General features: G+C 60.4%; 20 protein-coding genes. 9 read left to right on the top strand and 11 right to left on the bottom strand.

The features are described from left to right. Positions 1-47: 47 nt before the first annotated feature. The gene (locus DNI29_RS02695) at positions 48-1,874 is read left to right on the top strand and encodes a PAS domain-containing sensor histidine kinase (RefSeq protein ID WP_162303481.1); all 1,827 of its coding nucleotides are present in this window, start codon (positions 48-50) and stop codon (positions 1,872-1,874) included. Positions 1,875-1,898: 24 nt separating this feature from the next. On the opposite strand, the gene DNI29_RS02690 is transcribed toward DNI29_RS02695, so the two are convergent. From DNI29_RS02690 to DNI29_RS02675, 4 genes are all read right to left on the bottom strand, one after another. Continuing rightward, positions 1,899-2,879, bottom strand: a complete 981-nt coding sequence (locus DNI29_RS02690; protein ID WP_110976521.1) for an ABC transporter ATP-binding protein — start codon at positions 2,877-2,879, stop codon at positions 1,899-1,901. A 212-nt stretch (positions 2,880-3,091) separates the two neighbouring features. Beyond that, entirely contained in the window at positions 3,092-3,982 is an 891-nt protein-coding gene (locus tag DNI29_RS02685; RefSeq protein ID WP_110976520.1) for a YsnF/AvaK domain-containing protein, read from the bottom strand. A gap of 33 nt (positions 3,983-4,015) precedes the next feature. After that, positions 4,016-4,486, bottom strand: coding sequence for a YsnF/AvaK domain-containing protein (locus tag DNI29_RS02680; protein WP_110976519.1), 471 nt, complete (start codon positions 4,484-4,486; stop codon positions 4,016-4,018). A 284-nt stretch (positions 4,487-4,770) separates the two neighbouring features. After that, on the bottom strand, positions 4,771-5,376 hold the full coding sequence (locus tag DNI29_RS02675; RefSeq protein WP_110976518.1) for a DUF4136 domain-containing protein: 606 nt from the start codon (positions 5,374-5,376) through the stop codon (positions 4,771-4,773). Positions 5,377-5,588: 212 nt separating this feature from the next. Between DNI29_RS02675 and DNI29_RS02670 the strand changes: the two genes are divergently transcribed. The 3 genes from DNI29_RS02670 (at position 5,589) to DNI29_RS02660 (ending at position 8,149) form a co-directional block, all read left to right on the top strand. Continuing rightward, positions 5,589-6,302 (top strand): hypothetical protein, encoded by a 714-nt coding sequence (locus DNI29_RS02670; RefSeq protein WP_110976517.1) that lies wholly within the window; start codon positions 5,589-5,591, stop codon positions 6,300-6,302. A 252-nt stretch (positions 6,303-6,554) separates the two neighbouring features. Continuing rightward, a complete protein-coding gene (locus tag DNI29_RS02665) occupies positions 6,555-7,550 on the top strand; it encodes an aldo/keto reductase (protein ID WP_110976516.1) in 996 nt (331 codons plus the stop codon). Positions 7,551-7,702: 152 nt separating this feature from the next. After that, positions 7,703-8,149, top strand: coding sequence for an META domain-containing protein (locus DNI29_RS02660; protein ID WP_110976515.1), 447 nt, complete (start codon positions 7,703-7,705; stop codon positions 8,147-8,149). Between the two features lie 63 nt (positions 8,150-8,212). On the opposite strand, the gene DNI29_RS02655 is transcribed toward DNI29_RS02660, so the two are convergent. Further along, positions 8,213-8,914: a DsbA family oxidoreductase gene (locus tag DNI29_RS02655; RefSeq protein ID WP_110976514.1), complete on the bottom strand. Its 702-nt coding sequence runs from the start codon at positions 8,912-8,914 to the stop codon at positions 8,213-8,215. A gap of 145 nt (positions 8,915-9,059) precedes the next feature. On the opposite strand from DNI29_RS02655, the gene DNI29_RS02650 reads away from it, so the two are divergent. Continuing rightward, the gene (locus tag DNI29_RS02650; protein ID WP_162303480.1) at positions 9,060-9,536 is read left to right on the top strand and encodes a YdeI/OmpD-associated family protein; all 477 of its coding nucleotides are present in this window, start codon (positions 9,060-9,062) and stop codon (positions 9,534-9,536) included. Between the two features lie 8 nt (positions 9,537-9,544). Here the strand turns inward: DNI29_RS02650 and DNI29_RS02645 are convergent, their stop codons facing one another. The 4 genes from DNI29_RS02645 to DNI29_RS02630 all read right to left on the bottom strand — a co-directional run bounded on the left by DNI29_RS02645 (position 9,545) and on the right by DNI29_RS02630 (position 12,220). Continuing rightward, positions 9,545-9,994: a DUF2141 domain-containing protein gene (locus DNI29_RS02645; RefSeq protein ID WP_110976512.1), complete on the bottom strand. Its 450-nt coding sequence runs from the start codon at positions 9,992-9,994 to the stop codon at positions 9,545-9,547. An 87-nt stretch (positions 9,995-10,081) separates the two neighbouring features. Then, positions 10,082-10,537, bottom strand: a complete 456-nt coding sequence (locus DNI29_RS02640; RefSeq protein WP_110976511.1) for a hypothetical protein — start codon at positions 10,535-10,537, stop codon at positions 10,082-10,084. Positions 10,538-10,698: 161 nt separating this feature from the next. Then, entirely contained in the window at positions 10,699-11,148 is a 450-nt protein-coding gene (locus DNI29_RS02635; RefSeq protein WP_123823041.1) for a hypothetical protein, read from the bottom strand. Between the two features lie 229 nt (positions 11,149-11,377). Beyond that, the gene (locus DNI29_RS02630) at positions 11,378-12,220 is read right to left on the bottom strand and encodes an alpha/beta fold hydrolase (RefSeq protein ID WP_110976509.1); all 843 of its coding nucleotides are present in this window, start codon (positions 12,218-12,220) and stop codon (positions 11,378-11,380) included. 31 nt (positions 12,221-12,251) lie between these two features. On the opposite strand from DNI29_RS02630, the gene DNI29_RS02625 reads away from it, so the two are divergent. After that, complete coding sequence (locus tag DNI29_RS02625) at positions 12,252-12,731, top strand: META domain-containing protein (RefSeq protein WP_162303479.1); 480 nt, start codon at positions 12,252-12,254, stop codon at positions 12,729-12,731. 88 nt (positions 12,732-12,819) lie between these two features. Here the strand turns inward: DNI29_RS02625 and DNI29_RS02620 are convergent, their stop codons facing one another. After that, a complete protein-coding gene (locus tag DNI29_RS02620; RefSeq protein WP_317048743.1) occupies positions 12,820-15,699 on the bottom strand; it encodes a hypothetical protein in 2,880 nt (959 codons plus the stop codon). A 75-nt stretch (positions 15,700-15,774) separates the two neighbouring features. After that, on the bottom strand, positions 15,775-16,170 hold the full coding sequence (locus tag DNI29_RS02615; RefSeq protein ID WP_110976507.1) for a hypothetical protein: 396 nt from the start codon (positions 16,168-16,170) through the stop codon (positions 15,775-15,777). A gap of 331 nt (positions 16,171-16,501) precedes the next feature. Between DNI29_RS02615 and DNI29_RS02610 the strand changes: the two genes are divergently transcribed. From DNI29_RS02610 to DNI29_RS02600, 3 genes are all read left to right on the top strand, one after another. After that, entirely contained in the window at positions 16,502-19,558 is a 3,057-nt protein-coding gene (locus DNI29_RS02610; RefSeq protein WP_110976506.1) for a PAS domain-containing protein, read from the top strand. Between the two features lie 43 nt (positions 19,559-19,601). Further along, positions 19,602-20,759, top strand: a complete 1,158-nt coding sequence (locus tag DNI29_RS02605) for a methionine aminotransferase (RefSeq protein WP_110976505.1) — start codon at positions 19,602-19,604, stop codon at positions 20,757-20,759. A gap of 103 nt (positions 20,760-20,862) precedes the next feature. Next, positions 20,863-21,672 carry an amidohydrolase gene (locus DNI29_RS02600; protein WP_110976504.1) on the top strand — a complete coding sequence of 270 codons (810 nt, stop codon included), beginning with the start codon at positions 20,863-20,865 and terminating at the stop codon, positions 21,670-21,672. Positions 21,673-21,783: the final 111 nt, after the last annotated feature.

The raw sequence follows: 21,783 nt of genomic DNA, 5'->3' as shown, positions 1-21,783 counted from the left end.
TTCCTTATTCAATGCGCGAACAGCAACTCCAACACATTCTTCGGTACATGCCTGCGGGCATTGGCACCCTGCTGGGGCCGGAGTTGCGCTTTGGCTTCCTGAACGAAGCCATGCAGAACCTGCTGGGCGGCACTACGCCCGCCGGCGAGCCGCTAACTGCGTATCCGGGGCCGCTTACTACCGATCTGCTGGAGGTTATGAAGCAGGTGTATGAAGCCGGGCGGCCATTTGTGGCCAAAGCCTACCCCCTGCTGCTCCCTATATCCGAGGAAGAAGAAAAGATCCGGCATTACTTCGACCTGACCTTGGAGCCCCTGCAGGACGACGATGACCAGCCATTGGGGCTGCTGGTGTTTGCCGTGGATGTAACCGCCCAGGAAGAAGCCCGGCAGCGCGCCCACGAGCTTTCCCTGGAAACCCGCCGCCTCGATGCCCGCTTGCGTGTGCTTACGGAAACGGCCCCACAAATTACCTTCAGCCTGAACGCCGACGGTCGGTTTGAGTACGTGAGTCCTCAGTGGTACTATTTCACTGGGCAGCCACCCACGGCCGACCTGAACGCTATCTGGCCTCTGCTAATACATCCAGATGACCGGTTGCGCGTGCTTTACCAGTCAGATACGGCGCGCACCATGGGGGTAGGCTGGAACTACGAATACCGTTTGCGCCGCCACGATGGGCAGTACCGCTGGATGTTAAGCCGGGCCCTGCCCGAACTGCACGCCCCGGACAAGCCCGTATCCTGGCACGGTGCCGTTACGGAAGTGCACGACCAGCGCGAGCTGTCCGAGGCGTTGCGCCGGGGCGAAGCAGAGCTGCGCTTCCTGGCCGACAGTATTCCGCAGCTGATCTGGACCGCATCAAGAGTCGGGTTTATCGAATACTACAACAAGCACACGGCCGAATACACAGGCCTCTCGGAGCAGGAGCTGGGCCCCACCGGTTGGATAGCCCTGCTAGAGACAGCGGAGCAGGCCCCGGCGGCCCGGCGCTGGGTACAGTGCGTGGCCACCGGCGAAGACTTCGAAGGGCTTTACCAGATGCGCCGTCACGATGGGCAGTTCCGTTGGCACATCATTCGGGCCCGGCAGCTCACGGACAGCAACGGCCCGCGCTGGTTTGGGGCCTGTACCGACGTAGACGACCAGCACCGGCTGCGGGAAGTACTTCAAACCCAGTACGACGAGCTGGCCCGCACCAACCGCGACCTGGACACGTTTGTGTACACCGCCTCCCACGACTTAAAGCAGCCCTTGTTTAACCTGCGGGGTTTGTTTGATGAGCTGCGCCGTACTGCCACCTTCCACGATGCGGAGCAAGACATTTTACTCCAAATGGTGGACGAAGCCCTGGGCCAGCTAGATGGTACCCTCCAGGAACTGGCCGCTACCGTGCAGGACCAGCGGGAGCTGGCCGCGCCCACCGAGGAGCTTGACCTGCGTAGTGTAGCCGAAGAAGTATTGCTGGGGCTGCGGGCACAGGTGCAGGAAACGCAAGCGGTTGTTGAGCTGGATATGGCGGCGTCCCCTACTCTGCTGTACGGTCGGGCCAACCTGCGCTCCGTGCTGCACAACCTACTAAGCAACGCCATTAAGTTTGCCCACCCTGAGCGCGCCCCGCACATTGTGGCACGCAGCCAAGTTTCCGATACCGGCCAGCCCTTGCTGATAGTGCAGGATAACGGCCTGGGCATGAGCATCAGTTCGGAATCCGACCCGATGTTCCATACGTTTGAGCGCCAGCACCCCCACGTGGTTGGGGCGGGGGTAGGGCTTTACCTGGTACAGCGGATTATTAACAGCCGGGGAGGTCATCTGGCCGTAACCAGCACCTTGGGCGAAGGCACCACTTTCACGGTGCATTGGTTTGAGTAGAAGGCTGCTACCTGCCAGTTCAGCCTAAACGTACCACACCTTGCCGGGAGCCAGCGCCAGCTGCACCGGCGCACCCGGCACCAGTCCGGCTTCCGTAGTCCGGACGGTAACCTGGCCGCCCGGCACCTCCACTGTCAACTCGTAATAGCTCCCGAAGTACCGGATACTGGCAATGGTACCCCTCAGGCCGCCGAGGCCCGGCGCTACCAGCTGCAGGTTTTCGGGCCGTACCAGCAATTGCTTTCCAGCCGGTTTACGGCCTTTGCCTGCTAAGGCCGTAGCAGCCGGGCCGCTCAGGAGGCTGTAGCCGCCGAAAAGCGCTGCCACATATTCCGAGGTTGGCTGCTGATAAATTTGCGCGGGTGGGCCCTGCTGCACCAGGTGGCCGCCTTGCATTACCAGAATTTCATCGGCCCAGGAAAGCGTATCCAGGGGGTCGTGGGAGATGAGCGTGCAGGTAATGCCTAGCTGGTCGCCGATGTCCTGCACCACGGCTTTCAGCACCCGCTTGTGCACCATATCCAGGTTGGAATACGGCTCGTCGAGAAGGAGGAGCTTGGGAGAAGAAAGCAGCAGGCGGGCCAGGGCAATCCGCTGCCGCTCGCCGCCTGAAAGCTCATCGGTGCGGCGCTGAGCCAAGTGGCTGATGCGGCAAACCTCATAAAGTTGCTCGGCGGCTCCGGCGCGCAGCTTGTTGGCGTAGCGCAGCACCTGCTCTACCCGCAGAAACCGAGGAAGTTCGAACTGCTGCGAGAGGTAGGCAATGCCAGGGTGGCCGGGCATCAGTTGTTCGGCCGGGCCTTTTACGCGCCGGTCCTCCAGCCACACCTCCCCGGCCGTGGGCTGCACCAGCCCCGCAATAATTTGTAACAGGGTGCTCTTGCCGGCCCCGGTTTCGGCGGCAATAGCCAGCTTCTGAAACGGCTGCTGGGTGAAGCTGATGTTGCGCACGGCAAACCGCTCCTTCTCCCACAAACTAACTTCCGAAACGCGTAGTAAACTCATCTAATCAGAACAAACGTGAGTGCAGAAGTGCTACCCCCGAAATCTGCCGGAACCCGGCCGGCCTTGGGCCGCCAGACGGGGGTAGGCCCATGGAGCCGCCGCCTCTGCCAGCGGCCGAAGATACGGCAGGACTACCCAGCCCCTGACCAGAAACAAAAAAGCGCCCAACTAACGTCGGGCGCTTTTCTAATATACTATCGTTTGTCAGCAGCTTAGATAGAGCGCTGATTGTAGTCGGTATCGGTATTGGTGTTGGTGCGGCCACCATCCAGGCGTTCCACGTCAACTTCGGTTTTGCGCACGGTGTCGCGGATGGTTTCTTCCCGCTCGGTTACTTCTTTACCCAGCGAAACTTCTTCTACCACGCGGGCTTCTTTGCCCACTACGGCCCGCTCAGCGCTTTCCGTAATTTCAATGTCACCCTCCTTGAAGGCAGCAAAGTCAGCTTCGGTAGCGGGGCGGTCAACAGGGCGGCGCTCCACGTTTACGTGCTCCTCGCGCAAACGCACGCTGGCTTCTACGGGGCGCTCCACAATGCGGCTGCGCAGGCGGGCACCGCCTGTTTGCTCTACTCGCTTGCCTACCTGCAGGTTTTCTTCGATTACCTGGGCCGTGGCGCCGGTATCGGTAGTGCTAGCAGCCGTAGCGCCGGTGGCACCATAGCTGTTGCCGTATTGGTAGCCTGTCTGGCTGGCGCGCTCATCTACGTCAACGGCACCGGCTTCGTCCAGAATTTCGGCGGCGCGGTGGGCATTTTCCTCGGAGTGAGCGTGTACCGTTACCACGGAGCCGCTGTTGCGAGCAACGTGCGAGTAGCGCTGAGCGTCATCGGAGTCGTCGCTGCCGAACAGGTTGCTGAAGAAGTTGCTGATACCGTCGCCGGCTTTATCGGCCGTACGACCGGCCACATCGGCTGCGCCTTCTACGGCCGTGCCGCTGTTGTTTTGGTAATTGCTGCCGGAGCCCTGGCTGCTATAGCTATTGTAGCTGCTGCTAGAAGCTACATCTACATTTTCGGTGGTGAAGCCGGCGGCGGCGAGGCGCTGGACGGCCTGCTGCGCTTGGTCAGCATTTTCGAAGATTCCTACTACGGTCTGGTTCATAGCTGTCAGAGAAAGGTTAGGTGAAAAAGGGAACTAAGGGGTAAGGGGGGTAGCCGGCTGTGTGCCGGCGTTGGTTGGCGCTATCGGCTCGTGGGTAACCTGCACCACTTCCTGGCGCAGCACTACCTGGTGGCTTTCCTGGGTGGGTACCTGGTGCTTGGTTACGTGCAGTTCTTCTACCACCAGCATGCGCTTTACCACTACCTCGCGCACCACCGGAATAACCATGGTGTCGCCCTCATAGCGGACGCCGGGCAGGGTAGCGCCATCGGCTACATACTGGTTGATGGGTACGCGCTCCACCTGCACTTCATCGTGCAGCAGCGTGAAGGTGAGGTCTTCCGCATGCTCTTGCACCGTTTTGGTCAGGCGCACCCGGCCGGTTTCTACCACCTCCCGCCTAACAACGGCCTGTTCTTCTATTACAGGCAGCACCAACGGGGCAGCAGCTTGGTCCGATAGCCGGGAAGTTGATTCAGAAGGGGAAGAGAGGTTCGTATTCATAGCGAGTCTCTTTACGCCCCTGCCCTGGCGGCGTTCCTTCTTACACGCTAATTATCAGCTACATAATTTCGCCTTTTATAACTATTTCAAACATAGGCAGCGCATTATATATCAGCGCTTTACTACCCCCTCAATGCCCTTGAACCCCTATTTCCTTGGCTAGTTGTCCAGCTTTCCAATTGAAGGAAACCGACAATAATTTAATGTGTTCTTTCCCTATCAGGCAGCAAAAAGCCCCGCCGTTCGGGCGAGGCTTTGGGTTGAGGCTTGGGGTAGCCAGCGCACTACTGCTTTTCAGCCACCGGAAATTTCTCCAGAATGTCTTTCGCAGCCTTGGCAAACTCCTCGCCGAGGCGAGCCGGGTTGCCCACTGGGTCGGCCACGGAGCCGCGCCACACCAGGTTGTGGCTGCGGGCGTCCACAATGTCCAGAATCATGGTGCCTTCGTTGTAGGTTTCGGTACGGTAGCCAGTGTTGTAGTAGGGCGAGGTGTACCAGTAGCCGTAGTTGATGGGCAGCAGCCGGCCGCGGTAGCTCATGGCGTAGGGGAAGGCGTAGCCCGGCGCGGGTGGGTTGGCCACGGTGCGCTCGGCCTCTTCAATGTAGAGGTGATAGGTCAGGTAGAAATCGGGCTTGGCATTGCCGGCTACTGGCCGGATGCCACGCTTAGCCATTTCGCTGTTGATGGCGCCCTGAATGATTTCGTCGTTGAGGGAGCTTTTGTAGATGGGGTTCTGCGAGTCGGCCGATTTTACATCGGTTTTGGCCCAGGCGTAGGTGTGGTAGCGGCTAAAATCGACGCCGGGCTTTTGCTGCACAGCTACCGACGAGGAACAACTACTGACCAGGGTTATGAGCAGCAACAGGGCTGCGGTGAGGGTGGCTTTCATCAGGTTTTGGAGTAGAATGGAGGGATAGTTCTTAGCTTCTATACCTGCCAGACAGAGCGGAAGTTACGCGAGGCAGGTATGTTGCACACCCCGCCCTGGGCCCAGGCTGAACGGTAGAAATGCCCTACCCCCCGCTGGCAGCTGAACCCTTAAATGCGCATCTTGGGGCCCCAAGCGCGGCTGTTATTTCTGACCTCCTACCCCTCTGCTGTATGTCTAGGCTGTTTATTGGCTTCCTGCTTCTACTCATGGCGTGCGCTCCGGCCGCTCACTTCTCTTCCCGCACTCTGGAAGCCTCCGTGCTTTCAGCCCACCGGACGGTAGCCATTCTGCCCTTCGAAGTAACCCAGGACCGCATCCGCCTCAGCGACATTCGCTACACCGGCACCGACACCTCAAGGGCCACCCTGCAGCGGGTGCAGCAGGAGTGGTACGACAAGCAGGCCCGGGAAAGCCAGGCGGTAGCGTACCAGTTGCAGGCGCTGCTGCAGGCTCAGCTACGCGAGCAGCATCCCAAAGCCGGTTACTCGGTGCAGTTTCAGGAAGTAGCCGAAACCAACCGCCGCCTGCAGCAAGCCGGCATTACCTTCGCTACGCTCCCTGAGCAGTCGATGAGTGAGCTGCAGCGCGTGCTGGGGGTTGATGCCATCCTTTCGGGCCAGACGGATTTGTACCAGCCTCTGCCCGCTGGCATGGGCTTGGCCGCACGCATGCTCCTGAACGAGCCCCTGCTGGGCTCCACTGAGCCATCAGCTATACCCAGCAGCCAGGCCACCACCAACCTCACGCTGCACGACTGCCGCAGCGGACAGCTGGTGTGGCGCTTTGATTTTGAGCGCACGGGCACGGCAACCCTCAAGCCCACGCGCCTCACCCAAGAGCTGGTTCGTACGTCGGCCGAAAGCTTTCCGTACCGGAAGAAGTAGGCTTCGGGCCTTATTACGGGGTAGGAAATTGGAGTTCCACCTAGCTGCCCCTACCCCCGCTGGCGCGGCAAAAGCGCTTCATGCCAGTGAGCTGAAGTTGATAAGAAGGCAGCATACAACTGAACCATAGCAGCTGAACTGTGGCAGTCCGGCGCATGGCTTGGGCGTAACCTTTGGCCTGTAGTGTGGGTTTGACTGACTCCCGGACCTTCCCAAGGCCGGGTACTCCTGACACTTCTCTATCCTTTCATCATGGAATACATTGAATTAGGCACCTCTGGGGTGCGCGTTTCGCGGATAACGTTTGGCAGCTGGGCAGCCGGCGGCTGGATGTGGGGCGGCACTGAGCAGAACGACGCCGTAGGCGCCATCCGCGCTTCTTTTGACCTGGGCGTAACCAGCATTGATACGGCCCCCATTTATGGGCAAGGCCTAAGCGAAGAAATTGTGGGCGAGGCCATCAAAACCCTACCCCGCGACCAGGTCCAGATCCTGACCAAGTTTGGCATGCGCTGGGACGAGGCCAAGGGTGATTTTGCCATGAAGAGCAAGAACAACCAGGGCCAGGACATCGACGTGTATAAGTACGCCGCCCCGGCCAGCATTATCCGGGAGTGCGAGGACAGCCTGCGCCGCCTCGGCACCGACTACATTGACCTGTACCAGATTCACTGGCCCGACAAGACTACGCCCATTCATGACACCATGGAGGCCGTGCAGCGCCTGATTGAGCAGGGCAAAGTGCGCGCCGCCGGCGTGAGCAACTACTCTGTGGAGCAGATGCAGGAAGCCGAGCAGGTAGTAAACCTGGCCTCGAACCAGGTACCCTACAGCATGGTGCGCCGCGACATTGAGAAGGATGTGGTGCCCTACTGCCTGGAGCACAACAAGGCTATTCTGGCCTACAGCCCCATGCAGCTTGGTTTGCTGACGGGCAAAATCAAGCCCGGCCAGCACTTCGATGCCAGCGACCTGCGCGCCACGCACCCGCTGTTCAAGCCCGAGTTTGTGACGCGCGTGAATGCCTTCCTAGATAAAATCCGGCCCATGGCGGAAAGCAAAAATGCTACCCTCGGCCAGTTGGTGCTGCGCTGGACGCTGGCGCAGCCCGGTATTTCGGTGGCCCTGGTGGGCGCCCGCAACGCCGAGCAAGCCGTGCAGAATGCCCACGCCATTGATGTGCAACTCTCGCCCCAGGAGGTAGATTTCATCAGCCAGCAACTGGAGCAGCTGCAGCAACCCGCGTAAGGCCTACCCCCTTCGGAAACAAAAAGCGCCACCCATACCGGGTGGCGCTTTTTGTTTGCAACCTTTTGGCCAGTAGCTAACTCTGTAATTTACAACGGCCCTCATATATCGTTTATCTGCCCCCACTACCTCACCTTTCCTACCCTTCACTTATGCGCAAACCTCTTCTCTATTCAGGCATCATCGGGCTGGGTCTTCTGGCAGGCAGCTGCCAGGATGATAATGACTCGCAGCCCGCCGTGGAATTACTGAACACCCGCTGGAAGCTAGTGCAGATAGAAGAAACGCCCATATCTGTTTCCAGCTACTCCGATACCTTCCGCTCCTACATCCGGTTTACTTCCGGCCCTAACCGTACGGAAGGCTTGGCGCCGTGCAATTCGTTTGGGGGCACGTTCACGCTTGGCAGCAGCCCCGGCGTGCTCAGTATTAGCGGGCAATCCTCCACCAGAGCAACCTGCGCCGCCCAGAGCTTGGAGGATAAATACCTGAATGCCCTACCCCGTACCGCAGGTTATGAAATCCGCGGCTATGAGTTGCGGCTTTATGACGCCAGCAACACCTTGCGGCCGCTACTTATTTTCCAGAAAGCTGAGTAGATCCAACAAAAAAGCCATTCCCAGCATTAGGAATGGCTTTTTTGTTGACGGCGTAGCCTACGCTTAGCAATTGCTGCCATCAAGACCGCAGGCGGCCCCGTCGGCGCCGGCCAGTTGCACGGGCTGCGGGCGAGATTCTTCCCATACTTTCTCCAGCACTTCCTGGAACAGCTCGCTTGGCTGGGCACCCGACACGGCGTACTTGTCATCGAAGACGAAGTACGGCACGCCGCGCACCCCAATCTGGCGAGCCTGGTACTCGTCGTGGCGCACCTCCTGGGTGAACTGCTCGGAGTGGAGCACTTGCTCTACTTCCGCGGCGGGCAGGCCTATTTCATTAGCCAGGCGGGTAAGGGTAGCAAAGTCGTTGAGGTCTTGGCCTTCTTCCAGATATGCTTTGAAGAAGCGCTCCTTGGCGGCGTCCTGCTTGCCGTGGCGGTCAGCTAGGTGCACCAAGCGGTGAGCATGCAGAGTGTTGGCGTGTACGGCGCGGTCGAAGTCAAACGCCAGTCCTACCTCAGCCGCCGATTGGGTCATGTTGGCGCTCATCTGCCGGGCCCAGGCTTCGGTATTTCCATACTTGGCGGCCAAGCGCTTATACAAGCTCACGCCGGGCTCGGTCTGGGCCCCGGGGTCCAGTTCAAAGCTGTGCCACTGGATTTCCACTTTATCGGCGTGGGGAAAATTCGCCAGTGCGTTTTCCAGGCGCCGCTTGCCGATGTAGCAGAACGGGCACACAATGTCGGACCAGATTTCTATTTTCATGTCAGCAATGATTTTACAAGTTCAGGCGGGTATAAGCCGCAGGGCCCTCAAAAGGTTTTAGCCGTCAGCCGGCCCCTACAGCATATCACAAAACCCACTGAACAGTGCCCAGGGTTCCTCAGGACCAAATACCCTTTTCATGCCCATGCACTCCTTTGAAGCTTACCTGGAAGCCGGCGGCCCCAGCTTTATGCCTACGCAGGTGGTAGCAGTGCCACCGCTAACCGTGGAGGCCCTGGGCGGGAAAAGCGCCCGGCGCGTGGTGGGTACTCTGAATGGCTACCCCATCCGGCTGAGCCTATTGCCCCAAACGGGCGGTGGGCGCTACCTCATGATCAACAAGGAGCTGTGCTTGGCCGCCGGGGTGCAGGTGGGCCAGCACGTACAGCTCAGCCTGGAACCCGACCCGGAGCCCGACCGAGTGGACCTACCCACCGAACTAGCCGAAGCGCTGGAGGCCTGGCCGGAAGCGGAGCACAACTTTCAGCTACTGTCTGGTGCTATGCGGCGCGCATTGGCTCAGCACATCAGCACGGCACGGCAAGCGGAAACCCGCGCCCGCCGCGCCGTAGAAACGGCCGAGCGGCTCGCCCGCGGGGCTCATCCGTTCCGCAAGGGGTAGGCGGACGGCTACTTCGTCAGGGCAATGCTTACGACTTTGCCCGCTCCGTTTACCGTGAACTTGCAGTCGTTGAAATCGGGTGGGGATAGGCGCGGGCGCACGTTATTGGAAAAGGCGAAAGGCTCCGTCGGGATGCCCATCAGGTTCTTGTCCAGCTTATCGTTGTTGTTGGTGTCCTGGGTGATGGCCACGGCCCACTCGCCGGGCGCCAGCTCCACCGGCAGGCTTACCTGATGCTGCCCACTGGGCTTTACCACCTTCATAAATGCATAGCCGCCTTTAGTCAGAAACTTTTCCCGCGCATTATAGAAGTACAGCTTTACGCAGGAGGAAGTAGACGCCAGGGCCGACACCACCACCGTGACAGAAGAAGGCCCGCCCGCCACCGAGGAAGTGGTGGGAGCAGTTAAACCAAGAGTGCAAAGGGCGGTCAGGCAGAGGGGCTTCAGTACTTGCATGGCAGAAGATAAGCAAAGGGACACTGCCAGGCCAACACGGCTGCTAAAAAAATAATTACCTCAACTCCTTACAGATATCCGGCCGGCCTACCCCCTGCTACGGGCACGGCTCCCGGAAGGGTTTTGCTGCGGCTTCAGCTGTTGGTACGCTTGATCCAAGGATGCATAGTAGCTCACCCCCAGGTGATAGTCGCCGTGGAGGGTGTTTTGGGAATACTGCTGAATGGCAATCTGCCCGAATACATTTTCGGGCCCAATGAATCCAAAGTTTCGAATGCCCGCCTGGTAGGCGCGGCGGTTCCAGTCGGTGGCGGCCCATTGCTGGTCGGCGGGAAGCATAGCCCCGAATTGTCGGGTATCTGATAGCCAACTCAGGTTCGGGTACTGCAAGCGGTAATGTTGGTAGAGCGTCAGCCCTTTATCTAGCAGAAATCGAAGATTACGACTGTTGGCAAACCCATGCCACCGGATGAGTAGGCAGGGTACTTCGGGCAAGAGGAGCAGCTCACCGAACGGTTCGGTATGGAGCTGAATTTCAGACATAGGATAGGAAAACGTAAACGACGTATCTGGGCCCTTCTTAGTCTAGAACCCATATTCGCTTAAGTTTACGGGAGCCTCCTGCCCAGGGTGCTACCCCCTCGGCGAACAGAAACCTTATGCCGACCAACCATAACCCGGGCTCGTTGAAGCACGAGGTTGGCTTAAAACTGCCGCAGCCACTCGGCGGCCATGTTGTACTCTTCGAAGGTGAGCACAAAAGGGTACGGGCTTCGGTTCACAGCGTAGTCGGTGTATTGGCGGCTCTGCTGATCAGGAGAATATACCCAGGCCAGGTACTGCAAGCCAGCACTAATTAGCTGGGGCAGTACGTGCAGGGCATCCCATTCCGGGCTTGTCACGGCCATTACCGTCAGGTGGGTATTGTCGTTGAGCAGCTTAGTGTACTTGCCACTAGCAACGGCGGCTATTAACATTTCTGAGCCAGCCCGCATGGTAGCCGCCGTTTGGGCCCCGTACCAATCGGCGTAAAGCCAGCCGTTAGTAGCATCATACGAAAGCCGGACCTGAGGCAGTTCCTGCAAGAGCTGCACCCCGGATGAAGAAAAGAAAGGCTGCTGCTCAGAGGTAGAACCCGGCAAACGAGACGTCACAGTGCTGATTTGGCTAAAGAATGAAGCCGGATGGGTCCGGGGCAACCTACACAAACCGTCGTGCCCGGCCGGGATGATACTAAATAACGACAATTTCTAGTAAAACGCACTCTAAACCATGATTTTATAATGCGCTTTAATTAGAACATTTCCAAGTTATTAATCAGTGCCATCGACGCTTCCTTGCTATTGATTTAGTATGCGCAGCTTCTCTTTACCAAACACCTACCTAAATGCCGGTTTGGAGGGGATTGGTTAGAGGAAAAAGCTTCAGGCTTCGCAGAAAATCGGTGGTTAGGTCTATTACCTGAGTGGGTGCCTGGCGGTGCGGGGTGTGGCCCAGGCCTGGCAGGAGTTCGGCGCGCACGGGCCCGGCTACTTGCCCGGCAATGGCCGCTACCTGCGCTGGGGTGCCGTATTCGTCGGCGGTGCCCTGGAGTACCAGCACGGGGCACTGCACCTGAGGCAGATAGTGCTCAATGTTCCAGCTTCGGAAGGCCGGGCTTAGCCAGGTATCCGTCCAGGCCCGGAACACAGCTTCAGTATTAGCGCCGTGGTAGCGAGCCAGGCGCTGGGACAAATCGGTGGTGGCATATTGCTGGCGGGCCTGCTCAATGCCGCGCAGGGTTTCTGCCTCCACAAACACATGGGCGCCAATGGTTACGGCCGCGGCTACCAGGCCCGGCTCGGCGGCCGCTACCAGCAAGGCCAGCGTACCCCCATCAGAATGCCCAAACAGCACGGCTTGCGCAACTCCGCAGGCTGATAGCACAGCGGGCACGGTTTGAGCTTCCTGTTCGAGGTAGGCAGGCGTACGGAGCTCGGGACCAAACGGTGCCGACTCACCGTAGCCGCGCCGGTCGTAAATCAGGGCGTGGCATTGCAGGGCGGTGGCCAGCTGCTCGGGTAAGTCGCGCCAGAGACGGATGCTACCCAGCGAATCGTGCAGGAATACCAGCCAGGGCCGCTGCTCGGCCGCCGGACTAACGTGGCGGAGGGTGCGTACGCGCAGGTAATGGTCGAGGAAGGGCAGGGTGAAATCAGTGGCAGAAAGCAGAGCGGGCGCGGGCATGATGCAAGTATGCAACCATTTACTGGCTATCTTGCTCCTTTCTCCGTCCTACCTCATCCTTCCGGCTCAATCCATGCGGCGTTTTCTACCCCTTGTTTTCATTGCAGGCACGGCCCTGCTTACTAGCTGCGCTAAAGACACGGAGCCCGTACCCGCGCCGCTGTATTTGCTGGATCAGCGCTGGGTGCTGGCCGAAATAGAAGGGAAGGCCGCGGGTGAGCAAACTGGCAGCACTAGCACCGATTTGATATTGAGCTCGGTAGGGAGTTCGAACAGCGGCCGGGCTTTCTGCAACCAGTACGGAGGCCAGTACCAACTGGCGGCGGCCTCCGCCGGGCTTCGCTTTAGCAACCAGCATGCTACGTATGCCACCTGCTCTAATCAGGATCTTGAAACCCGCTACCTGCAACTGCTACCCCAGGTAACGCGCTACAGCATCAGCAACCGCCAGCTGGCCCTCTACGACACGGAGCACGCGCAGCCGCTGCTGGTGTTTAAAGCCGCTAAGTAAGACAAGGTTATACGACTTCATACTTCAAGACAAGAAAGCCCGGTTCTGACAGCAGAACCGGGCTTTCTTGTCTAAACCGGGGGTAGGCCTAAAAGCCGATGTTGAGTACTAGCGGCTGCAGCTCCCAGCGCCCGTAGGCGGAATTGTACACGGTGCGCACCCCTGCTTCCAAGGGCGTCCGGAGCCGCAATGGGTTAAACACCGCCGACAAATCGAAGCCCATGGCATAGTAGCTGCCAGCCGATCTGCCCGATTTTCCCCAAACGCCATCCACGAAAGCCGCGCCCTTTAGCCGCTGCACGTACAGCACCCGGCCGATGTCCCAGTGCATATCGGCCAGGGGCAGGCGGTACTCGGCGCTCAGGGTGGTTAGCTGATTGTAGCTTAGGTAGGGCAAAGAGCGAGGGTAGAAGATGGCCGAGCCGAACCGGTACTCGCGCTGCTGCTGCCATTGGTAGCCCGCCCGCAGTCGGATGGCATGGTGCCAGCCCAGGCCCGGCAGAAACAGGCTGCCCTGCGCCGCCCGCTGCCCAGCCGACAGCCCCGTGCCGAAGGGGGTACCCCGCCACACCAGGCTCAGGCTTTGCCCCCAGCGGGGCCCTACGTCGCGGTAGCTCTGGCGCAGGGTGCGGGCAAAGGCTACGCTACCAACCAAGGCGTGCAGAGGCCGGCGGCCTACCTCCGTACGGCTGGGTTGAGCAACCAAGTCGTAGCCTTGGGTTTGTTCCAGCTGATAGTAGGCTCCTACCGTTAGGGAAGTGAGCATGCGGGAGGTAGTGAGCGTGAGGGGCAGACGGCTACCCACGCTCAAGCGGTTATACTGCCACCGGTCGTAGTCAACGCCGCCGGCCGCCAGAACGCCGGCCACCCGGCGGGCACCGTGCTCCACGCTTACATCCAGCACGGGCCAAAGCCCCTGGTAGCTGACATCGGCAAACACGCGGCCCGTGCGCTCCACCCCATCGTAGCCCGTCCCCACCATCAGCTGGGTTGTGCTCAACACATCCTGCGCCCGCAGGCCCAGGTTCAGGCCCGTTCCCGAAGGGCTTTGCACCAAGCCCCAGCCGTACGCATTAAAGGCATGGGGTAGGCGGCGGTAGCGGCGAGCTACCAGCGGCGCACCTGCTACGGAGTCGTGGGGCAGTACCGGGCCCACGGTGCGGGTGCCAGGCTCCCCAGCAGTCAACTCGTCGGCGTAGCGGTTGGCGGGGGTGCCGGCGGTAGGCGACGAAACCGGGCGCCACTGCTCCGGCTGCAGGGCCATTTCCAGCACGCGGCTGCCTTGGGCCCGCACCTCATGAAAGGCCAGACGCTGCCCATCCGGCGAAACAGCGGCGTGGTAGGCCCCCACCAGACGCGCGGTTATTTGCCGGACCTCGCCGGTTTGTGTGTGCACGGCATATACCTCATCCTGCCCGGAACGTGGGGAGTTGAATAGCACGTAGTCCTGCCAGGGCTGGGGGTGCGAAATGTTGTCGTTGGCGGCGGGCAGCAGCGTGCGGCTCTGGTCGGTTTCCAGCGTCAGCAGCTCCAAACTTTTACCGGCCGGCTCCAGGCGCACGATGGCAGCGGTGCGCCCATCGGCACTGAAGCGCGGGTGCAGGTAGGGCAGGTTGCGGGGGTTATCGAAGGTACGCAGTACGGCCCCGGTGCCGGTATCGAGCAGGTGCAGGCGGTGCTGGTAAGCCGAATCGGTGCTGACGGCTAATAGGCGCTGCCCATCCGGGGCCAGCACAGCGGCCGTGTAGCGGGTACGGCGGTCGGGGCGGCTTACCTCACCGGTAGTCAGGTTGAGCACGCGCAGCTCGGAGTACACCTGCTGCTGCCACCGGGGGCCGTAGCGAAACTCCAGCCAAGCCGCTTTCCCGCCGCCCACCGACAGCTGCTCGGCATTGTGGTGCAGGCCCAGCACCCACCGGCGCCGCTCCCGGCCGCCACGGCTTAGCTCTACCAACTGCGGCGTATGCCCCAGGCCGCTTTTCAGGGCCAACACAGTGTTGTTATCAACATACTGGGGGTACTGATACTCCGTGAATACCTTTTCAGTAGCCGCTACGGGCAGCTCGGTGGCGGGCGTCAACTCGCGGCCGGCTTGCTGGGCGCGCCAGGTGCTGTCCAGCTCCTGCATGGTGCGGGCGTAGAGGTCGTCGGTACGCAGGCCGGTGGTGCGGCGCAGCTTATCGGAAAACGACAGCGGGTACACCGGGAAATGGTAGTAGCGGTTCAGCACCTCGCCCCAGGTAGTGGCTCCGGCCGTGCGCTTCAGGCGGGTAGTCAGGAAGTAGCCCAGCACATAATGGTTGGGCACGTTGTCGCGGAAGGAGCCGGCCACGGCCTTGGCGTAGGAGTAGCGGCGGCCGGCCAGCAGGTTGGCACGCAACGGAGCATCGAAATTGGGAATACGCCCCCGCCCGCTGCGGGTCAGGGCGGTTTCGGTACCCACGGCGTCGCCTTCCGCAAACCAGTCAGGTACGCCCAGGGTCGTCAGGCCCAGACCGCCGTAGCCGCCCAGGATATAACCCAGCTGCCCCAGGCCCTGGTGGGCCTTGTCGTACTGCACTACGTGGCGGTATTCGTGCACGGTCAGTTCATCCAGCCAATCCAGTGTACCCGCCAGGAAAGGGTCTTGGGGAAAGGTAGTGTAGAACTCGGAGCGGCGCGGCAGCAGCGTCACGAAGCCGTTACCCACGGTGGTGCGGGTTTGCAGCACTACGGTTACGGGCCGGGCCGCCAGTCCTAAGGAGGCGCCAGCCGGCTCATGCACTTGTTCTAATCGGTGGGCCGTCCGGCGGGCCCGGTCGGCAAATCCTTCGGGGTACAGTACCCGGAAGTGGGGCGTGCGCACCTCAAACCACCGCACGGAAGCCGGCACCTGGTCGAGTATGGGGAGAGTTTGGGCCAGAGCGGCCCCGCCGGACCAGGCTGCCAGGGCCACGGCTGGCAGCAGCGTACGAAAAGAGAATATCACGCGAAGAGCACGGGTTGGGATTCCCGAAGAAACTACCGTTCCGGCCCGAAAGCAAACCCGTTGTTTAGCACGAGGCTACATCTGCCGCAGCCAGGCTTCAGCGGTTTCCGGGTTATCGAAGGGTAGGACCACGGGGCGGGTGGTGTGCTGCAAGGTTAGGTCGGTGGAAAGGCGGCTGTACACGTTGGGCGAGTAAATCCAGGCGAAGTACTGCAAGCCGGCCGCGGCCATGGCCGGAAACCACTCCTTGCCGCCCCACTCCGAGGCATCTAGCCACATGCTGGTTACACGACGGTTATCATTGAGCACCTTGCGGCATTGCTCCTGCCGCATCAGCTCCAACATCCGAAGCGCACTGGCTTTTACCGATTCTCCGGTTTGGTCACCGGTCCAGTCAGCGTAAAGCCAGTCGTTGGCGTAGTCGAAATAGATGCTGATATGCTCGTCCTGGTGCAGTAGTCGTAGGGCCATAATGCTTCTTTCTGCCAGCAAATAAACACTACTCCTGGCACATACCGGAGGTTGCTGCCCTACCCCTTGACCAGGCTTCAACCTCCAGTGCATTCCGTTTCGTTATCGGCATCTGCCTTAGTCTGATGAGGGTACCCTTGCTTCTCGCCCACTCCCTACCCCTACCAATTGGCTAAGCCCAAGGCGCCCGGTTACGAAAGCCAACGTGAGGCCTGGGCATGATTTATGAGGTAGGCGGTGGTGGTTTCTTTTTCCGGGCGACGTACACTGCTACCTTGCGGCAGGGCCCGGACGGCCGGACCTGTATTTGCCCGCCCCGCCCTCTTCTCTCATGACCTCTGAGTCGCTCGATTTTCAGCTTCTTTTCGAAGCGCTTCCCAGTCCACACCTGGTTTTAACCCCCTCTCTCAGCGTAGCCACGCTGAACAAAACCATGTGCCAGTTGCTGGGCGTGCGGCCGGAGGCAGTAATAGGCCAACCGGTGCTGTCAGTGCTGCCGGTGGAGCCTGGCACCCCCACGGCCGAGCTGTGGCAAACCACGCTGCTGGAAGTGGTGCAGCACCAGGAGCCGCGCCGCCTTGATGCCCTCCGCTACGAGCAGCCACCAGCCGGGCCTTCGGAGCCGGGTGGCACGCGCTATTGGCAGGCTATGCTGCAGCCCGTACTGGCCCCAACCGGTGAGCTGCGGCAGATTCTGGTTCGGGTGCTGGATGTAACCGACCAGGTGCAGGCCGAGCAGCAGGTGCAGTTGAGCCGTGAGAACTTCTCGACCTTAGCCCGCACCAGCCACGATGTACTCTGGGACCTGGACCTACGCACGGGCCAGTCGTGGCATAATGAGATGTTTACCACGGTGTTCGGCTACCCCCGAACCCCCGAATACCAGAGCTTTGAGTTCTGGTACAAGTGCCTTCACCCCGACGACCGCCCCCAGATAGATGCTGCTATAGCGGCCATAAAAAGCGGACAGCAGCCTGTCACGCAGCTTTCTTACCGCCTCCGTCGGGCCGATGGCAGCTGGGCCGAATTGGTGGACCGCTACCACCTCATCTGTGATGAAGCCGGTCAGCCCGCCCGCCTGTTTGGGGCCGTGCAGGACGTGACCCAGGCCCGGACTACGGAGCGCGCCCTGATCCACAGCTTGGAGCAGTTCCAGGTTCTGGCCGATATCATTCCGCAGCTAGTATGGGTGCTGGACCCGCAGGGCCAGATCTTGTATGCTTCGCAGCGGTGGGAAGACTACATTGGCCTGACTGCCACCGACAGCAGCTGGCCCGCTCTTCTTCACCCCGAGGACCGCGCGCGGGCGCTGACAACTTGGGCCCAGGCCCGGGACACGGGCGGTTACTACCAGTGCGACTACCGCCTGCGCGGTAAGCAAGGCCAGTACCGCTGGTTTTTGGCCCAGGCCCGGCCCCTGCTCGATGAAAAAGGGGAGGTAGCGAAATGGTTTGGCACCTGCACCGACATCGAGGATCAGAAGCAAACCCAATTGCTGCTGGAAAAGAAAGACACTCAGCTCCAGCTGATTCTGGGCCAAGTGCCGGCCTATATTGCTACCCTGCTGGGCCCCGAGCACTTGGTTAGCTTCATCAACCAGCGCTTCAACGACCTATTGGGCGGCCAGATCAGGGTAGGGCAGACAGCCCGGCAAGCCGCTCCTGTTCTGGCCGATCAGGGCCTGCTTGACTTGCTGGACGAAGCCTATGCCACGGGGCAGCCCGTGATAGAGCAGGAACGCAGCGTGTGGCTTCCGAGTGAGGATGAACTCCAGCAACGCTATTTCGATTTCACGGCGCAGCCCCTGCTTGACAACGCGGGCGTAACCCAGGGCTTTCTGGTGTTTGCAGTGGAAGTGACGGAGCGGGTGGTGGCCCGCCTGCGGCTGGAAACCCTGAACGAGGAGCTGCGCCGCCAGGATGAGCTACTGCGGGTCACAACGGAATCGTTGCCCCAGATTACCAGCATCACTCGCCCCGATGGCTCCATGGAATACCTCAGCCCCCAATGGTTTGAGTACACCGGTCAGACCATCGACGACCTGCCCAATTGCTGGATACTGGCACTCCATCCTGAGGATGTAGCGCTGTGCCGACAAGCCTTTCAGCAAGCCATAGCCGAGCTTAGCCCCTTCAGCGTGGAAATGCGCCTGCGCCAGCACGATGGGCAGTACCGCTGGCACCTGAGCCGCTCTGTGCCATCATTTAACTCGGAAGGAGAGCTGCAGTATTTTTATGGAGCGTGCGCCGATGTGCAGGATCAGCGGCTAATGGCCGAGGAGCTGCGCCGCAGTGAGCAGCAGTTCCGGTTTTTGGCCGAAAGCGTGCCAGCCGTCGTCTGGACGGCCCAGCCCAATGGCACCATCGACTACCTCAATTCCCGCTGGAGCCATTATACCGGCGTGCCGGTGGACCAAACCCTGCGCGAAGGCTGGACAGAGTTACTCTGGCCCGAGGAGCGGGAAGCCATAAACCAGGAGTTCAGCCACTGCATCCAGACGGGAGCTGACATGAGGATGGAAAGCCGCCTGCTGAACGTGAGCACCGGCCAATACCGCTGGTTTCTGCACCGGGCCCATCCTCTGCGCGACGAACAGGGCCAGATTCAGCGGTGGTTTGGCACCACCGCCGACATTGATGACTATAAGCAGGTGCAGCAACGCCTGGAAGAGAAAAACGCCGAGCTTACCCGCACCAACCAGGACCTCGACAGCTTCGTGTACGCCGTTTCGCACGATCTGAAGCAGCCAATTCATAACATGGCGGGCATCTTTCAGGAGTTGATTCGGACGGCCTTCTTCCGCGACCCGGACGCCATGAAGCTCATCACCATGTTCGAGAAGTCGTTGCACCAGATTGACGGTACTATTCACAACCTCTCGGAGCTGGTGCGCATTCAGAAGCTGCGGCACCAGCAGCCAGCCGAACGACTGGATATGGCCGAGCTTACGGAGGAAGTGCTGCTGAGCATTCATGAGCAGGTGACCAGTTCCCGGGCCCTTATTCGCACCGATTTTAAAGCGCTGCCGGCTTTATTTTTCGTGCGGCCTCATCTGCACAGTGTGCTGTACAACCTGCTCAGCAACGCCCTTAAGTATGCCGCTCCGCTACGCCGCCCCCGCATTCAGGTGCGCACGTTGCTGGTGGAAGGGCAGCCGGTGTTAGAGGTGCAGGATAACGGCCTGGGCCTGGACCTGCAGCGCTTTGGGGGCGAGTTGTTCCAGCTGTTTCGCCGCTTCCACGACCACGTAGAGGGGGCCGGCCTGGGGTTATACCTCGTAAACCGGGTAGTACAAAACGCCGGCGGCCATATCACCGTCGATAGCACCGTGGGCGAGGGCACCACGTTCCGGGTGTTTCTGCCGCCCAGCGCCCGGCCGGTTTCATAGCTCGTCTGCTTTAGTACCTTGGGTACAGTTTGTATTTGCTGTTATGCCCTACCCCTCCCTCGCCTCCAAACTGCCCGACGTGGGCACCAGTATTTTCTCCGTGATGACCCAGCTGGCCCAGGACAGCGGGGCCATTAACCTGGCCCAGGGCTTTCCGGATTACGACCCGCCCCGGCCGCTGCTGGAAGCCCTGGCCCGCCATGTGCTTACCCCCGGCCACCAACAATATGCGCCCATGCCGGGCCTGCCGCGCCTGCGCGAGGCCATAGCCGCTAAAACCGCCCGTCTGTACGGTTACGCCCCCGACCCCGCCTCCGAAATTACTGTCACCAGCGGCGCCACGGAGGCGCTGTACGCGGTGCTAGCTGCCGTAGTGCGTCCCGGCGACGAGGTGCTAATTCTGGAGCCGGCTTACGACCTGTATGCCCCGGCCGTGCGCCTGCAGGGCGGCGTGCCCGTATACGTGCCCCTGCTCCTGCCCAACTTCCGCCCCGACTGGGACCAAGTAGCGGCGGCCCTTACGCCCCGCACCCGGCTGGTCATGATCAACTCGCCGCACAACCCCACCGGCGCTACCCTCACCTCCACCGACCTGGACACGCTGGCAGAGCTGCTGCGCCCTACCCCTACCCTTGTGCTCAGTGATGAAGTGTATGAGCATATGGTGTTTGATGGCGAGCCCCACCGCAGCGTAGTGGGCCATCCGGAGCTGCGCGAGCGGGCCTTTGTGCTGTCTTCATTTGGCAAAACCTACCATGCTACGGGCTGGAAGGTGGGCTACTGCGTGGCCCCACCGGCCCTGACTATGGAGCTCCGCCGGGTACACCAGTTCGTGACCTTCAGCGTGAGTACACCTACCCAGCACGCCCTGGCCGATGTGCTGCCTGATACCAGCCTCTACGATTCGCTACCTGCATTTTACCAGCAAAAGCGCGACCTGTTCCGGGAGCTGTTGGCTGCCACGGGCTTTCGGCTGCTGCCGGTGCAGGGCGCTTACTTCCAGGTAGCTGACTTCCAAGCCATAGCCCCCGACCTCGACGATGAAACCTTTGCCCGCCGCCTGACCCAGGAGACGGGGGTAGCAGTGGTGCCCGTTTCCGCTTTTTATCATAATCGGCAGGACCACCAGCTGGTACGCTTCTGCTTTGCCAAGCAGGACGCTACCCTGCGCGCCGCCGCCGAGCGCCTCCAGCAGCTATAAGCCGGAGCTCCCGCATCGGACTGGAACTTTATAGTCGGTATATCGTGGTTTTTCGGTATACTTCCTAGACCGAACTTTTCCCTCTTGCCCTAATCCCACTACTGTGTCCGATCTGACCGTCTCCTTCGTGCAAACCTCCCTGCAGTGGCACGACCCGCATGCTAACCGCCAGGAAATGGGCCGTCATATTGCTGAAATATCGGTTCCTACTGACCTGATTGTGCTACCGGAGATGTTCACCACGGGCTTCAGCATGAAGGCCGCCGAACTAGCCGAACCGGTTGACGGCCCCACCACCGACTGGATGCGCCAGCTAGCCGCCAGCCGCGACGCGGTGGTAGTGGGCAGTATTATCATTAAGGATCAGGACGCTTACTACAACCGCCTGCTGTGGGTGCGGCCCGATGGTACCGTCAGCCACTACAACAAGCGCCACCTGTTTACCCTGGCTGGAGAGCATGAGGTGTACAGCTCCGGCACCGACCGCCTGATTGAAGAATGGCGGGGCTGGCGCATCTGCCCCTTGATCTGCTACGATTTGCGCTTTCCGGTGTGGAGCCGTAACCCGCTCGATAATCCTTACGACTTGCTGCTGTACGTGGCCAACTGGCCGGCCACCCGGCGCACCGCCTGGATAACCCTGCTCCGGGCCCGGGCCATTGAAAACCTGGCGTACACCATAGGCGTGAACTGTGTGGGCCTCGATGGCAATGGCCACGCCTACACCGGCGACTCGGCCCTGCTGGACATGCGCGGCGAATACCTGGTGGAGGTTGGCAACCAAGAAACCAGCATTACCCGTGCCCTGCGCCGCTCCGAGTTAGAGGCTTTCCGGGAGCGTTTCCCAGCCCTGCACGACGGCGACCATTTTGCACTGCAGAGCCTGGTGCTGCAGCAACCTTCCGCGCACTAAGGCTGCCTGCTCTGCATAGCTAGCATCGTTTCATTCTAAGTTCTAAAAGCCAGAAGCCCGCTGCATCTGATATATGATGCAGCGGGCTTCCTGTTTACATTGACAATCCGT

It is taken from the genome of Hymenobacter sediminis, assembly GCF_003231285.1.
GTDB lineage: Bacteria > Bacteroidota > Bacteroidia > Cytophagales > Hymenobacteraceae > Hymenobacter > Hymenobacter sediminis.
The sequence above is the reverse complement of the archived record's forward strand: the minus strand, read 5'-3'. Positions and strand labels throughout refer to the sequence as shown.